Origin of the sequence: Paraburkholderia domus (assembly GCF_905220705.1) — a bacterium.
In the GTDB taxonomy this organism is placed as follows: Bacteria; Pseudomonadota; Gammaproteobacteria; order Burkholderiales; family Burkholderiaceae; genus Paraburkholderia; species Paraburkholderia domus.
In genome coordinates, this window is sequence record NZ_CAJNAT010000022.1 from 86,188 (window position 1) to 99,839 (window position 13,652).

Sequence of the window (13,652 nt, forward strand, 5' to 3'; positions counted from 1 at the left end):
GGAAACATCATGAGCGAAAAAGTACTGGTAGCGGGCGTCGGGATGATCCAGTTCGCCAAACCTGGCGCCAGCCAGAGCTACATCGAAATGGGCGCCGAAGCGACCCGCCGCGCGCTGGCTGACGCGGGCATTGCCTACGACCTCGTGCAACAGGCGTTCACCGGCTACGTCTACGGGGACTCCACGTGCGGTCAAACCGCACTGTACGAAGTGGGCATGACGGGTATCCCCATCGTCAACGTCAACAACAATTGCTCGACCGGGTCGACCGCGCTCTATCTCGCGCGTCAGGCCATCGCCACCGGCGACGCCGACTGCGTGCTGGCGCTCGGTTTCGAACAGATGCAGGCCGGCGCACTGAAGTCGCACTGGGACGACCGCCCGGTGACTCGCGCCCGGTTCGTGCCGATCATGCATGGTCTCACCGCCGACCTCGCGCATCTTCCGCAAGCGCTGCGCACCTTCGGCGGCGCGGGGCGCGAACACATGCAGCGCTATGGCACGCGCATGGAGACGTTTGCCGCGGTGCGCGCCAAGGCGAGCCGTCACGCTGCGAACAACCCGTTGGCGCTGTTTCGCAAGCAGCTAACGACCGAAGACGTGATGAACGACACGGTGCTGATGCCTGGCGTGATGACGCGTCTGATGGCATGTCCGCCCACTTGCGGTGGCGCGGCCGCGATTCTGGTCTCCGAGCGCTTTGCGAAGAAACACAACTTGCGCACGGGTGTGCAGATCGTTGCGCAGTCTCTTACCACTGATCCGCCCGCTTCGTTCGACCCGCCTTCGATGCTCAACTACGTCGGTACGCACATGACGCGTTCGGCCGCGAACAAGGTCTACGAGAAAGCCGGCATCGGACCGGAAGATGTCGACGTATGCGAACTGCACGACTGTTTCGCGCACAACGAAGTCATCTGCTATGAATCGCTCGGGTTCTGTCCGGAGGGCGGTGCGGAGAAGTTCGTGAGCGACGGCGACAACACGTACGGCGGGAAGGTGGTAGTCAATCCGTCGGGCGGCCTGCTTTCCAAAGGGCATCCATTGGGCGCGACGGGCCTTGCGCAGTGCTATGAGCTGACGCACCAGTTGCGTGGCACCGCCGACCAGCGCCAGGTGCAGGGCGCAAAGCTTGCGCTTCAACATAACCTCGGCCTTGGCGGCGCCTGCGTGGTCACGTTATACGGCAAGCACTGAGCCGCGAGTATCGAACGGCGGGTGCATCGAGCCTCGCGCAAACTTACGTAGCAAACAGTACTGAGGATTCACCATGCAGCAGCTTTGCAAGAATCGCGTAGTTGTCGTCACGGGCGCCGGACGAGGACTCGGCCGCGAATACGCGCTGGAGTTCGCCCGCCAGGGCGCGAAAGTCGTCGTCAACGATCTCGGCGGAAAGGGTGATGGTTCAGGCTCGGCGAGCGGCCCCGCGCTTGACGTGGTCGCCGAAATCGAAGCGCTCGGCGGCGAAGCCGTCGCCAACTTCGACGACGTGGCCGACTGGGCCGGTGCGAAGAATATGATCGACACGGCTATTTCCGTCTACGGCGGACTCGATGTGCTGGTCAACAACGCAGGCATTTTGCGCGATCGCACGTTGGCTAACATGAGTGAGGACGATTGGGATTCGGTGATTCGTGTGCACATGCGTGGCACCTTCGCGCCGTCGCGGCACGCCGCCGCATACTGGCGCGATGAGGCCAAGGCCGGGCGCGCGCGGGTGGCGCGGCTGATCAACACCAGCTCGTCGTCGGGGCTTTACTGCAACCCGGGTCAGGCAAACTATGGCGCGGCGAAAGCGGGCATCGCAGCCATGTCGGTGATTGCGGCGCGTGAACTGGAGCGTTATGGCGTGACCGTGAACGCGATTTATCCGACGGCGATGAGCCGCCTGACCGAAGATATCTTCGCGACCCGGCGCGACGAATTTACCGCCGGTGCGGCACCCGGCTTCGATCCTCTGGACCCCAGCAACGTCGCGCCGCTGGTGGCATGGCTTGGCAGTGACGCGTCGAGCGGTGTCACCGGCCGCGTATTCGGCGTGCGTGGCGGCCGCATCACGGTGGCTGAAGGCTGGAGTGCCGGTCCGCGTATCGAGAAGGAAGGACGCTGGGACGCCGCGGAACTTGGCGCGCTGATACCGGAGATGGTGCAACAGGCGGCGCCGAACGCATTGACCTCCGGCGAGATTCCGGCAACCGTGGCATAAGCGCCTAACATCGTCTCGCAGCGCAGGAGAGCGTCCATGAGTGGAACCCCGAAGTACCTCGGCGACCATGCGGAATTGAGCCCGGATAAGCCCGCCGCGATCAACAGCACGAGCGGCGACATCCTGACTTACCGCGAACTCGACGAGCGCTCCAATCGCCTGGCGCACTGTCTATACGCAGCCGGACTGCGGCGCGGCGATCACATCGCGATGGTCCTCGAAAACAATATGCGCTGCTTCGAGGTGTGCTGGGCCGCGCTGCGTTCGGGCCTGCTGATTACGCCAGTCAACCGGTTCCTGACCGCGCCGGAAGCAGCCGGCATTATTGAGGACAGCCATGCGCAAGTCGTGGTCAGCTCGTATGCGATGCGCGAGCTCGCGGCCGAACTGACCAGCATGATGCCGACGTGCCGCTTGCGGCTGATGGTGGAGGGCACCATCGCCGGCTGGGACAGCTACGAAGCGCTCACCCAGCAGTATCCCGCGACGCGTCTTGCCGACGAATGGCTGGGCGCCCTGATGATTTATAGCTCAGGCACAACCGGGCGTCCCAAGGGCATCATTCGGGCGCAACCTGCAGGACGGGTGACCGAAGGCTCCGGTTCCGCGCGCCGTCCGCAATTCGCGCGTTACGGCTTCGACGCGCAGACCGTGTATCTGTCTCCCGCGCCGCTTTATCACACTGCGCCGCTCGGCTACGGACTCGAGACGCAGTTCGGCGGAGGGACCGTGGTCTTCATGGAGAAGTTCGACCCGCTCGACGCGCTGCGGGCGATCGAACGCTACCGCGTCACGCATAGCCAGTGGGTGCCGACCATGCTGATCCGGCTGCTCAAGCTCGACCCTGCGGTGCGCGATGCATTCGACCTGTCGAGCCATCGGGTGGCGATCCATGCAGCCGCACCATGCCCGCAGGAGATAAAACGGCAGATGATCGACTGGTGGGGGCCGATCATCGAAGAGTATTACTCGTCGACCGAAGGCAACGGCGTGACTACGCTCAACACCGCGGAGTGGCTGGCGCATCCCGGTTCTGTTGGCCGCGCGCTGCTCGGCATCATTCATATCTGCGACGACGAAGGCAATGAACTTCCGGTGGGCGAGACCGGGCTGGTCTATTTCGAACGGGATCAGTTGCCGTTCCACTACCACAACGACCCGGACAAGACCCGGGCTGCGCAGCATCCGCGCCATCCGACCTGGACAGCTGTCGGCGATATCGGTCATATCGATAACGACGGCTATCTGTATCTGACCGATCGTAAGGCGTTCATGATCATCTCGGGCGGCGTCAACATCTATCCACAAGCGATTGAAGACGCGCTAGCCGTGCATCCTGATGTGCAGGATGCAGCGGTGATCGGCGTGCCCGATGCCGAGATGGGCGAGCAGGTCAAAGCGATCGTCGAGCTGGCGCCCGGCGTCTCGCCAACGGACGTACTGGTGGAACAACTGCTAGCTTATCTGCGCACGCGGGTGGCGCGCTACATGGTGCCGCGCTCGATCGACTTCATCGACGCGATGCCGCGACTGCCTACCGGTAAGCTCTATAAGCAGGCGCTCCGGGAGCGCTATGCCTTGCCGGCGAATCGTTCGGCATCCTGGCCGATAGCGGTTGCACCTGCTACAAAAAATCTGGAGTGAGACGTGAACAACCTGTTGGATGCCTTCCACCTGACGGCCCTGCCCGCCGAGGCAGAAGCCTTTCGTGCGGATGTGAAGCATTTTCTCGACGAACACCTTCCGCCAGCGCCAGCCGACGTTCGGGCGCGCTCCTGGATGGGCTTCGACGCGGACTTCAGCCGGCGCCTCGCGGCGCGGGGCTGGGTCGGATTGACCTTGCCGACGAGCTACGGCGGTGCGGGTATGGATGCCTTCCGGCGCTTCGTGCTGGTCGAGGAACTGCTGGCGGCGGGCGCGCCAGTCGCCGCCCACTGGATTGCGGACCGTCAAAGCGGCCCGTTGATTCTGCGCTATGGCACCGAGGCGCAGAAGGACTTCTATTTACCGCGAATCTGCGCTGCAACGGCATTTTTTTGCATCGGCATGAGCGAGCCCGACTCGGGTTCCGATCTCGCCAGCGTGCGAACTCGCGCAGTGCGTTGCGAAGGCGGTTGGCGATTGACCGGTCGCAAAATCTGGACGACTAATGCGCAGCACTGCCAGTACATGATCGCGCTGGTCCGTTCGTCGGGCGTGCCGGAAGATCGGCAGAATGGCTTGTCGCAATTCATCGTCGATCTTTCGCTGCCGGGCGTGGAGGTGCGGCCGATCGCCGACCTCACTGGCGACGCCCACTTCTCCGAAGTGACATTCGACGACGTTTTCCTCGCCGACGATACGTTGATCGGCGACGAGGGGGCGGGCTGGCAGCAGGTGACGGCCGAACTCGCCTTCGAACGCAGCGGCCCCGAACGGCTCTATTCGAGCGTCGTGCTGCTCGACTGCTGGCGCGCGCATCTGCGCCGCCACGGCGCGAACGACGCCGAACGCGCCTTGCTCGGCAGCTTCGCGACGCAACTGGCCACGCTGCGCGGTCTGTCGATCGCGGTGACGGCGCGGCTCGCGCAAGGCGAGAGCCCGGTAGTCGAGGCAGCGCTCGTCAAGGATATCGGCACTGAGTTCGAACAGGCGATTCCCGCGCAGCTGGAAGCCGCGATCAGCGCCGGTCCCACACAGACCGTCGAGCCTGAGCTCTATCGCACGGTGGCTTACCTCAGCCAGATTTCGCCGACCTTCTCGCTGCGCGGCGGAACGCGCGAGGTGCTGCGCGGCATGATCGCGCGCGGCCTTGGTTTGCGCTAACCCATCCGGATCAGGAAAGAGACCTGCATGTTTACCGAAGCTATCGAAGCCATTCTGCGCGACCGCGCCACGCCCGAAGCAATCCGGGCGATCGAGAACGGCGGCACGCCCGCGTCTATCTGGAGCGCAGTCGAGGAGGCCGGATTTCTGGAGTTGCTGACGCCGGAAAGCGCGGGCGGCGCTGGATTGTCGATGTCGGCGATTGCGCCGATTTTTCGGGCCTTTGGGCGCTATGCGGTACCTGTGCCGCTCGCGCAGAGCATCGCGGCACGGGCGCTATTGCGCGACACCGGGGTCGCGGCGCCTGCTGGCACGACGACACTCGCTGGCGCCTGTCGCCGTCGCGAGGACGGCTCCTTGGAGGCGCCGCAGGTGCCGTTCGGCATGACCTGCGATCACGTGCTGGCCAACGTCGATGGGGATCTGCTGCTGCTCGACGCAGCGCGAGCCGAACGCAAGCCTTGCGGCGTGCACGGCAGCTTGTCCGGCACGCTTAGCTGGCGTTTCGATGATATTCCCGCACCGCTAGCCGCAAACGGAGAGGAGGTGCTGCTGTTCAGTGCGGCGATTCATGCCGCCGCTATCGCCGGTGCGATGGATCGCGTGTTCGCCATGACGCTGCAGTATTGCAACGATCGCTCGCAATTCGGCAAGTCGATTGGCAAGTTCCAGGCGGTGCAACATCAGTTGAGCGTGATGGCCCAGCAGGTGGCGTCCGCGGGTATGGCGTCCGAGCTGGCGTTCTCCGGCGCAGGTGCCGTACCTGAGCGGCTCGCGACGGCGATCGCCAAAGCTCGCACGAGCATGGCGGTGCCGCTGGTGGCGTCGACGGCGCATGCGCTGCACGGCGCGATCGGCGTCACCGCCGAATACGATCTCCAGCTCTTTACGCGCAGACTGCACGAATGGCGCATGGCTGACGGCTCGGAGGCGTTCTGGAATCGTATGGTGGGGAACGCGGCTCTCACACAGGAGCACGCCACGATCGCGGACTTCGTGCGCACCGCGCCGTATGGCATGGCTGCGTGAGCGAGCGAATGGTCGAGAGTCCATCCGTTTGCGCCTCTCTGGCGTCGGCGGAAAACCTTTACAGCAGCGGAGACGATTAGACATCCTATGAGCCAATTTCTGAACTACGAACAGGACGAACACATCGTCACGCTGACGATGAACGAACCGGAGCGACGCAATCCGCTCACCGGCAACACGGCGGTGCAGGAGTTTATCACGGCGATCGCACGCATCGAAGCCGACCGTTCCGTGCGCGCCGTGATCCTGACAGGCGCCGGTACGGCATTCTCGTCGGGCGGCAACATCCGCGACATGGAGCGGCATGCGTCGGGCGGCGTGCCCGGTATGGAGATTCGCCAGGACTACCGGCGCGGCATTCAGCAACTGCCGCTGGCGTTGTTCAATCTGGAGGTGCCGGTCATCGCCGCCGTGAACGGCGCGGCGATCGGCGCGGGACTCGATCTCGCCTGCATGTGCGACATCCGCATCGCGTCCGAGCTCGCAAAATTCGCCGAGAGCTTCGTCAAGCTGGGCATCATTCCTGGCGACGGCGGCGCGTGGCTGCTGCCGCGCATCATTGGATTGTCGCGCGCTGCGGAGTTGACCTTCACCGGCCAGATGATCGATGCGCAACAGGCACTCGAATGGAATCTGGTTTCCCGCGTCGTGCCGCACGATACGCTGCTTGCGACCGCGCAGGGTATTGCGCGCGCGATTGCCGCCAATCCTCCCCACGCCGTGCGGCTTGCGAAGCGGTTGTTGCGCGAAGGCATGCATTGCCGTCTGGATACGCTGCTCGAAATGTCAGCGGCTTATCAGGCGCTCTCGCATCAGACGGCCGATCATCGTGAAGCCGTGTCTGCCTTCATCGAAAAACGGCCGCCGTCGTTCAATGGTTAGAACGCGTGGTTACGCGTGCCGCTTTACCGGCGGGAGCCGTCGCGGCTGAGCCCTTGACTGTTCACATGCAGCAGAGGAGACAAGCATGTATTTGACTCAGGGCCTGCATCGTTCGCTGCAGCAGAACCCGGACCGGTTGGCGATTTCGTTCAAGGGGCGCCGGCGGACTTTTCGTGAATTCGCGGATCGGGCGGCGCGTCTGGCTACTGCGTTGCGTGGGATCGGCATGGCAGAGGGTGACCGGGTCGGCATGCTCTCGCTCAATTCGGACCGCTACCTCGAATACGTGATGGGCGTGTGGTGGGGCGGCGGTGTGCTGAACCCGGTCAACATCCGTTGGAGCGCGGCGGAGATCGCGTATTCGCTGGATGATTGCGACACGCGCATCCTGATCGTCGACGACCATTTCGCCGGCCTCGCGCGTGAGGTGTGCGCGCTTGCACGGACTGTGCCGATCCTGATTCATGCCGGCGACGGCGCGGCGCCACCGGACATGCTCTCGTTCGACGCGTTGATTGCAGCGGCGGCGCCGATGCAGGACGCCGGCCGTGGCGGCGCGGATCTCGCATGCATCATGTACACCGGCGGCACGACCGGTTTTCCGAAGGGCGTGATGCAGACGCATCTGAACATGTGGTCGTCATGCATCATGCGGATCGCCGAATCTGCACCGCTCCCCGGTACGGCAGTGCTGCACGCTGCGCCGTTTTTCCACGTGGCCGGGCTTGGGCGCGCGCTCGTACAGTTCATCGCCGGCGAGGCGCACGTGATCATCCCGGCTTTCGACGCGAGCGACGTGCTCAAGGCGATCGGCGAAGAGCATGTCAGCGATGTGCTGCTCGTGCCAACCATGATCCAGGCAGTGCTGAATCACCCTGATTTCGCCACGACCGATTTGACGAGTCTGAAACGCCTCACATACGGCGCATCACCGATCCCGGAGTCGCTGCTCGACCGGGTGATCGAATGCCTGCCTGGCGTCGGGCTGTCGCATTCATACGGGATGACAGAGGCGTGTCCGAGCATCTCGGCCAATTCGCCTTCCAATCATGATGAAGCAGGACGAAAGAGTGGACTGTACCGCTCGATTGGTCGCGGCTTGCCGGGCCTGATGGTGAAGGTGGTCGATGCCGATGGCAAGGAGGTTCCGCGCGGCACGGTCGGGGAGATCGTCGTGCGCGGGCCGAACGTCATGGCGGGCTACTGGAAGAAGCCCGAGGAAACCGCGCAGGCCGTCCGCGACGGTTGGCTGCATACCGGCGACGGCGCCTATATGGACGATCAGGGCTACCTGTACATCGTGGACCGCATCAAGGACATGATCGTCAGCGGTGGCGAGAACGTTTACTCCGCCGAGGTAGAGGGTGTGATCGTCCGCCATCCCGCGGTCGCCTCGTGCGCCGTCATCGGGATTCCGCACGACACGTGGGGCGAAGCCGTTCACGCCGTGGTGGTGTGCAAGCCCGGGGTGGCGCTCAGTGAGGACGATATCCGCGGACATTGCCGCCAGTTCATCGCCGCCTACAAGTGCCCGAAGACTGTCGAGTTCCGGGAGCAACTGCCGTTGTCGGCTGCCGGCAAGATTCTGAAGCGGGACATCCGCGCGCCGTATTGGGCGGACAGGCAACGCGCCGTGAATTAACCTGCCCTGCCACCCGGCCGGGGTGGTGCCGGTTTGCGCGCATTCTGGCTTACTTCTACTCAGGCAATGCCGACTTCAACGGTGGGCGCCAACCAACAGCGGTGCGCGCGGCGCACCGTCATGCAAAACGGAGAGTGGAGGGACGATGGGTGTTTTGAGCGGTATTCGCGTGCTGGAGTTCGAGGCGATCGGTCCGGGGCCGTTTGGCGCCATGTTGCTGGCCGACATGGGCGCGGACGTATTGCGTATCGACCGGCCGCTGCCACCTGCCGATCTGGGTCCGAAAACCAACGGCAAGCGTGCGGACATCACAGGGCGTGGCCGTCGCTCGGTCACGCTCGATCTGAAGCAACCCCAGGCCGTCGAAGCCGCGCTGGATCTGATGTCGCGTGCCGACGTCGTGATCGAAGGCTTTCGCCCGGGCACCATGGAGCGCCTCGGTCTCGGGCCGCAAGCCGCACTGGCGCGCAACCCGCGCCTCGTGTACGGGCGGATGACAGGCTGGGGGCAAACGGGTCCGCTCGCGGAGCGGGCGGGGCACGATCTGAACTACATCGCGCTGTCCGGTGTGCTGTCGGGCATCGGCCGCGCTGACGGGCCGCCGGTGCCGCCGCTGAACCTCGTGGGTGACTACGGGGGCGGCGGCATGCTGCTCGCGTTGGGCGTCGTGGCTGCGCTGTTCAATGTGCAGCGTGGTGGCGAAGGGCAGGTCGTCGACGCCGCGATGATCGAGGGTGCGGCGCAGCTCGGCTCGGTGATCTGGGGGCTGCTCGCTTCAGGCAACTGGAGGGAAGAGCGGGCCAGCAATCTGCTGGACGGCGGCACGCCCTGGTACGACAGCTATCGCACGCGCGACGGTCAATACATGGCGGTCGGCGCGGTCGAGTCGCGCTTCTATGCGGAACTGCTGAACAAGCTCGGACTCGCGGATGCCGGCCTGCCGGCACAGCACGATCGCAGCGGCTGGCCGGTACTGCGCGAACGCTTTGCCGCTAGCTTTCTCACGCGCACGCGTGACGAGTGGTGCGCGGTGTTCGAAGGCAGCGACGCGTGCGTCGCGCCGGTGTTGAGTTTTTCTGAAGCGCCGTCGCATCCGCAGCATCGCGCGCGCGGCAGCTTTGTCGAGGTGGGTGGTGTGGTCCAACCGGCTCCCGCGCCGCGTTTTTCCGCGACGCCCTCGACGATCGCGAAGCCCGCGCCGCAGCGCGGCGAACGCGGCCTTGCCGCATTGCGCGATTGGGGCTTCGACGACGCCGCTGTTGCACGCATGCGCGAGCACGGGCTTGGCTATCAGGCGGAAGCGTAAGCGTCATCGGAAAAGAAAGATTGGATGAGGAGTCAACAAATGAAAGCATTGGTCGCGGTCAAACGCGTGGTGGACTTCAACGTCAAGGTACGGGTGAAGTCGGATGGCTCGGGCGTCGATCTCGCCAACGTCAAGATGAGCATCAATCCGTTCGATGAGATCGCCGTCGAAGAGGCGGTGCGCCTGAAGGAAAAGGGCGTGGTGAACGAAGTGATTGCTGTGTCGTGTGGCGCGAACGCCTGTCAGGAGACCTTGCGCACAGCCATGGCGATCGGCGCGGATCGCGGCATTCTGGTCGAAACCGACGCTGAGTTGCAGCCACTCGCCGTCGCCAAACTGCTGAAGGCGCTGGTCGACAAGGAGCAGCCGCAGCTGATTATTCTCGGCAAGCAGGCCATCGATAACGACTGCAACCAGACCGGGCAGATGCTGGCGGCGCTCGCAGGTCTGTCGCAGGCGACGTTCGCGAGCCGCGTCGAGTTCTCCGAAAGTGGCGCAACGGTCACGCGCGAAATCGACGGCGGCCTGGAGACGCTCCAGCTCGCGCTGCCCGCAGTCGTCACGACCGACCTGCGGCTGAACGAACCGCGCTACGCAACACTGCCCAACATCATGAAGGCGAAGAAGAAGCCGCTGGACACAGTGACGCCGGAGCAACTGGGTGTCGACATCGCGCCGCGTCTGAAGACGCTCAGCACAGTCGAGCCGGCCCCGCGCAGCGCGGGCGTGAAGGTGCCCGACGTCGCGGCGCTGATCGCGAAGCTCAAGAACGAAGCCAAAGTCATCTGAGGGAATCGATATGACTGCATCAAATCAAGTGCTGGTCGTGGCTGAGCACGACCACGTTTCGATCAGGACGGCCACGCTGAACACGGTCGCGGCCGCGTTGCAATGCGGCGGCGAGGTTCACGTGCTGGTGGCCGGACATCAGGCCGCGGGTGCGGCAAAAGCCGCCTCGGCGATCAATGGCGTAACGCGAGTACTGCACGCGGACGCGCCGCATCTCGCCAATGGTCTTGCTGAAAACGTCGCGGCTCAGGTCGTCGCGCTCGCCGCGGGTTACGGACACGTTCTGTTCCCGGCGACAAGCGCGGGCAAGAACGTGGCGCCGCGCGTCGCCGCGCTGCTCGACGTGGCACAGGTCTCCGACATTATTCGGGTGGTGAGTCCGGACACATTCCAGCGTCCGATCTACGCGGGCAATGCGCTCGTCACAGTGCAAAGCAGCGACCCGGTGAAGGTGCTCACCGTGCGCGTGACCGGATTCGATGCGGTAGCGGCCGAAGGCGGCGCCGCGCAGATTGAAACGGTCGATGCGGTAGCGGACAGTGGTTTGTCTACCTTCGTCGAGCGCCTGGTCGCAAAGAACGACCGGCCGGATCTGGGCGACGCGCAGATTGTCGTGAGCGGCGGCCGTGCGCTGGGCAGCAGCGAGAAGTTTGCCGAGGTCCTCACACCGCTCGCCGACAAACTCGGCGCCGCACTCGGCGCGAGCCGGGCGGCCGTCGACGCGGGCTTTGCGCCCAACGACTGGCAGGTGGGCCAGACGGGCAAGATCGTTGCACCGCAACTGTATGTGGCGTGCGGCATCTCGGGCGCCATTCAGCATCTGGCCGGGATGAAGGACTCGAAGGTGATCGTCGCGATCAACAAGGACCCTGAGGCGCCGATCTTCAGCATCGCGGATTACGGCCTGGAAGCCGATCTGTTCGACGCGGTGCCGCAGATGGTGAGCGCGATCTGAGGCGTTTTAGCGGGGCATAGGCGAGAAAGGGGCATCGTTGCGTCGTGCAGCGATGCCCCTTTGTATTGTTACGACACCAGCGAATACCCGTGAGCCCCGTCATCGAGAAGTTCGCGTCGAACTTCGCTACGTCAGAGCAGATAGTTCAGGTATGGATTGGCGCCGCAAGACGTTGGCCAACGGATGAAGCGAGTGAGCAGGCGACGCGAAGCTCATGCACTCAACGTTCAAAATGAAAACGCTGGCATGCGTTTCGACGCATGCCAGCGAAGACAAAGTCCCAGCCGATAGCCAGGACCTTTCACATTACTGCAGATTGCCCGCGACCGCGATGGTCTGGCCGGTGATGTAGTTCGACTCGGGCGAGCAGAACAGGTAGACGCCGCCAGCGGCTTCTTCCGGGGTGCCGCCGCGACCAAGCGGATTGCGCTGCGCGTGCATCTTGAGTGCCTCGGGATTGACACCCACCCGGATATCGCGTCCTTCGATCTGCACGGTCGCGCCTGCATGTGCATCGGCCATCGTCATGCGCGTGTGGATCAGACCGAATGCCACGCAATTCACGTTGACGTTGAAGCGCCCCCATTCGCGGGAGAGCGCGCGGGTCATGCCGATTACACCAGCCTTGGCCGACGAGTAATTCATCTGCCCGGCATTACCGTTGAGCGCGGACGTCGACGAGATGTTGACGATCTTGCGGTACACGTCGCGACCGGCTTCCTTGTCGGCGGCATGCAACGCCTTGATGTGCGGGTAAGCCGCACGCAGGATACGGAACGGCGCCGTCATGTGGCAGTCGATGATCGCGTACCACTGCTCGTCGCTCATCTTCTGGACCACGTCGTCCCACGTATAGCCGGCATTGTTGACGATGATGTCGATGCTCTTGAAGGTGCTCATCGCCGTGTTGATGAAGCGCTCGGCGAAATCCGGCGCGCTTACGTTGCCCGGGCAGGCCACCGCTTCCACGCCCATCTTCTTCAGTACTTCGACCGTTTCGTGCGCCGGATCGGCGTCGAGGTCGTTGATGACGAGGCGTGCGCCTTCACTCGCCAGTTTCTCGGCGATCGCGCGGCCGATGCCGCGGCCCGAGCCGGTGACGAGTGCCACCTTACCGTCTAGCTTTCCCATGTTTTTGTCTCCTTGATTGATGCAAATTACAGGGCGATCACCGCGTCGCCGAGGACACGCGGTTCGCCGTATTGATTGGCCGTCTGGATCTCTACCTTCACGCGGCGCTCGCCATCAGCCTCGAATTTTTCGACTACGCGGCCACTGCACGTGATCCGGTGTCCAAGATGCGTGATACCGACAAAGCGCACGCCAAATTGCCGCAGTTGGCGCTGCTCCACCCAGCAGTTCAGCAAACGCCCCAGGTACGCCATCGACAGCATGCCGTGCGCGAACACGTCAGGCATGCCGGTGCGGCGCGCGAAGTCGAGGTCGATGTGGACCGCGTTGTGATCGCCCGAAGCGCCGGCAAACAGCGCCAGCGTCGTGCGGTCGATGGGCGCAAGCGTCAGCGGCGGCAGCGTGTCACCTACCTTGACGTCGTCGAACAATGTGCTCATTCGTGTCTCTCCTCAACCGTTGCGGTGTACCAGCACGCTGCGCATATCGGCCACATGCTCGCCATTCTGGTTGGTCACGCGTGTCTCACGCACCACGAAATCGAGTGCGCCACCTTTCTTGTCGTAGATGTCGGCGATCCGGCATTCGAACAGCAGAACGTCGCCGGCGTAGGCCATCCGGTGATAGGTGAACGACTGTTCGCCGTGCAGGATGCGCGCGACCTGAATGCCGATCTCGTCGCGCCAGCTTTTGTCCGGCTGCTCCAGTTCCAGTGAGAACAGGAAGGTAGGCGGCAAGGGCAGACCGGGGTGGCCGGCGTCGCGGGCGGCCGATTCGTCGAAGTAGACGGGGTTGGTTTCGCCGGTCGCCTTGGCGAAAAAGCGCAAGCGGCCCGCTTCGGCTACGGTGCGAAAACTCGGGATCACCTTGCCAATGTGCTTTTTATCAATCATGTCGAACACTCCGT

Annotated in this window: 13 protein-coding genes; 10 read left to right on the plus strand and 3 right to left on the minus strand. The window is 63.8% G+C overall.

Going from position 1 to position 13,652, the window contains the following annotated elements:
- Positions 1–9 precede the first annotated feature (9 nt).
- The 10 genes from KHO31_RS28385 (at position 10) to KHO31_RS28430 (ending at position 11,614) form a co-directional block, all read left to right on the plus strand.
- Positions 10–1,197: a lipid-transfer protein gene (locus tag KHO31_RS28385; RefSeq protein WP_201080861.1), complete on the plus strand. Its 1,188-nt coding sequence runs from the start codon at positions 10–12 to the stop codon at positions 1,195–1,197.
- 73 nt (positions 1,198–1,270) lie between these two features.
- Positions 1,271–2,206 (plus strand): SDR family oxidoreductase, encoded by a 936-nt coding sequence (locus KHO31_RS28390; RefSeq protein WP_201080863.1) that lies wholly within the window; start codon positions 1,271–1,273, stop codon positions 2,204–2,206.
- 36 nt (positions 2,207–2,242) lie between these two features.
- Positions 2,243–3,850: an acyl-CoA synthetase gene (locus tag KHO31_RS28395; RefSeq protein WP_201141009.1), complete on the plus strand. Its 1,608-nt coding sequence runs from the start codon at positions 2,243–2,245 to the stop codon at positions 3,848–3,850.
- Positions 3,851–3,853: 3 nt separating this feature from the next.
- Positions 3,854–5,011: an acyl-CoA dehydrogenase family protein gene (locus tag KHO31_RS28400; RefSeq protein WP_201080867.1), complete on the plus strand. Its 1,158-nt coding sequence runs from the start codon at positions 3,854–3,856 to the stop codon at positions 5,009–5,011.
- Between the two features lie 27 nt (positions 5,012–5,038).
- Entirely contained in the window at positions 5,039–6,040 is a 1,002-nt protein-coding gene (locus KHO31_RS28405) for an acyl-CoA dehydrogenase family protein (protein ID WP_201085987.1), read from the plus strand.
- Between the two features lie 87 nt (positions 6,041–6,127).
- Entirely contained in the window at positions 6,128–6,922 is a 795-nt protein-coding gene (locus KHO31_RS28410) for a crotonase/enoyl-CoA hydratase family protein (RefSeq protein WP_201085986.1), read from the plus strand.
- Between the two features lie 85 nt (positions 6,923–7,007).
- Positions 7,008–8,564, plus strand: coding sequence for an acyl-CoA synthetase (locus KHO31_RS28415; protein WP_201141011.1), 1,557 nt, complete (start codon positions 7,008–7,010; stop codon positions 8,562–8,564).
- Positions 8,565–8,709: 145 nt separating this feature from the next.
- Positions 8,710–9,870: a CaiB/BaiF CoA transferase family protein gene (locus tag KHO31_RS28420; protein WP_201080875.1), complete on the plus strand. Its 1,161-nt coding sequence runs from the start codon at positions 8,710–8,712 to the stop codon at positions 9,868–9,870.
- A 39-nt stretch (positions 9,871–9,909) separates the two neighbouring features.
- A complete protein-coding gene (locus KHO31_RS28425; protein WP_201108422.1) occupies positions 9,910–10,659 on the plus strand; it encodes an electron transfer flavoprotein subunit beta/FixA family protein in 750 nt (249 codons plus the stop codon).
- Positions 10,660–10,669: 10 nt separating this feature from the next.
- A complete protein-coding gene (locus tag KHO31_RS28430) occupies positions 10,670–11,614 on the plus strand; it encodes an electron transfer flavoprotein subunit alpha/FixB family protein (protein ID WP_201108421.1) in 945 nt (314 codons plus the stop codon).
- Positions 11,615–11,920: 306 nt separating this feature from the next.
- Here KHO31_RS28430 and KHO31_RS28435 read toward each other — a convergent pair whose 3' ends face one another.
- Genes KHO31_RS28435 through KHO31_RS28445 form a run of 3 tightly spaced genes read right to left on the minus strand, consistent with a single transcriptional unit; the run spans position 11,921 to position 13,638 of the window.
- On the minus strand, positions 11,921–12,745 hold the full coding sequence (locus KHO31_RS28435) for an SDR family NAD(P)-dependent oxidoreductase (protein ID WP_201080880.1): 825 nt from the start codon (positions 12,743–12,745) through the stop codon (positions 11,921–11,923).
- A 26-nt stretch (positions 12,746–12,771) separates the two neighbouring features.
- Positions 12,772–13,185 carry a MaoC family dehydratase gene (locus tag KHO31_RS28440; protein WP_201080882.1) on the minus strand — a complete coding sequence of 138 codons (414 nt, stop codon included), beginning with the start codon at positions 13,183–13,185 and terminating at the stop codon, positions 12,772–12,774.
- 12 nt (positions 13,186–13,197) lie between these two features.
- Positions 13,198–13,638 carry a MaoC family dehydratase N-terminal domain-containing protein gene (locus KHO31_RS28445; protein ID WP_201080884.1) on the minus strand — a complete coding sequence of 147 codons (441 nt, stop codon included), beginning with the start codon at positions 13,636–13,638 and terminating at the stop codon, positions 13,198–13,200.
- Between the last annotated feature and the right edge of the window lie 14 nt (positions 13,639–13,652).

Coding starts and splice junctions, on each gene's coding strand:
- KHO31_RS28385 (WP_201080861.1), top strand. CDS start 10: ATGAGCGAAAAAGTACTGGTAGCGGGCGTCGGGATGATCCAGTTCGCC.
- KHO31_RS28390 (WP_201080863.1), top strand. CDS start 1,271: ATGCAGCAGCTTTGCAAGAATCGCGTAGTTGTCGTCACGGGCGCCGGA.
- KHO31_RS28395 (WP_201141009.1), top strand. CDS start 2,243: ATGAGTGGAACCCCGAAGTACCTCGGCGACCATGCGGAATTGAGCCCG.
- KHO31_RS28405 (WP_201085987.1), top strand. CDS start 5,039: ATGTTTACCGAAGCTATCGAAGCCATTCTGCGCGACCGCGCCACGCCC.
- KHO31_RS28410 (WP_201085986.1), top strand. CDS start 6,128: ATGAGCCAATTTCTGAACTACGAACAGGACGAACACATCGTCACGCTG.
- KHO31_RS28415 (WP_201141011.1), top strand. CDS start 7,008: ATGTATTTGACTCAGGGCCTGCATCGTTCGCTGCAGCAGAACCCGGAC.
- KHO31_RS28420 (WP_201080875.1), top strand. CDS start 8,710: ATGGGTGTTTTGAGCGGTATTCGCGTGCTGGAGTTCGAGGCGATCGGT.
- KHO31_RS28425 (WP_201108422.1), top strand. CDS start 9,910: ATGAAAGCATTGGTCGCGGTCAAACGCGTGGTGGACTTCAACGTCAAG.
- KHO31_RS28430 (WP_201108421.1), top strand. CDS start 10,670: ATGACTGCATCAAATCAAGTGCTGGTCGTGGCTGAGCACGACCACGTT.
- KHO31_RS28435 (WP_201080880.1), bottom strand. CDS start 12,745: ATGGGAAAGCTAGACGGTAAGGTGGCACTCGTCACCGGCTCGGGCCGC.
- KHO31_RS28440 (WP_201080882.1), bottom strand. CDS start 13,185: ATGAGCACATTGTTCGACGACGTCAAGGTAGGTGACACGCTGCCGCCG.
- KHO31_RS28445 (WP_201080884.1), bottom strand. CDS start 13,638: ATGATTGATAAAAAGCACATTGGCAAGGTGATCCCGAGTTTTCGCACC.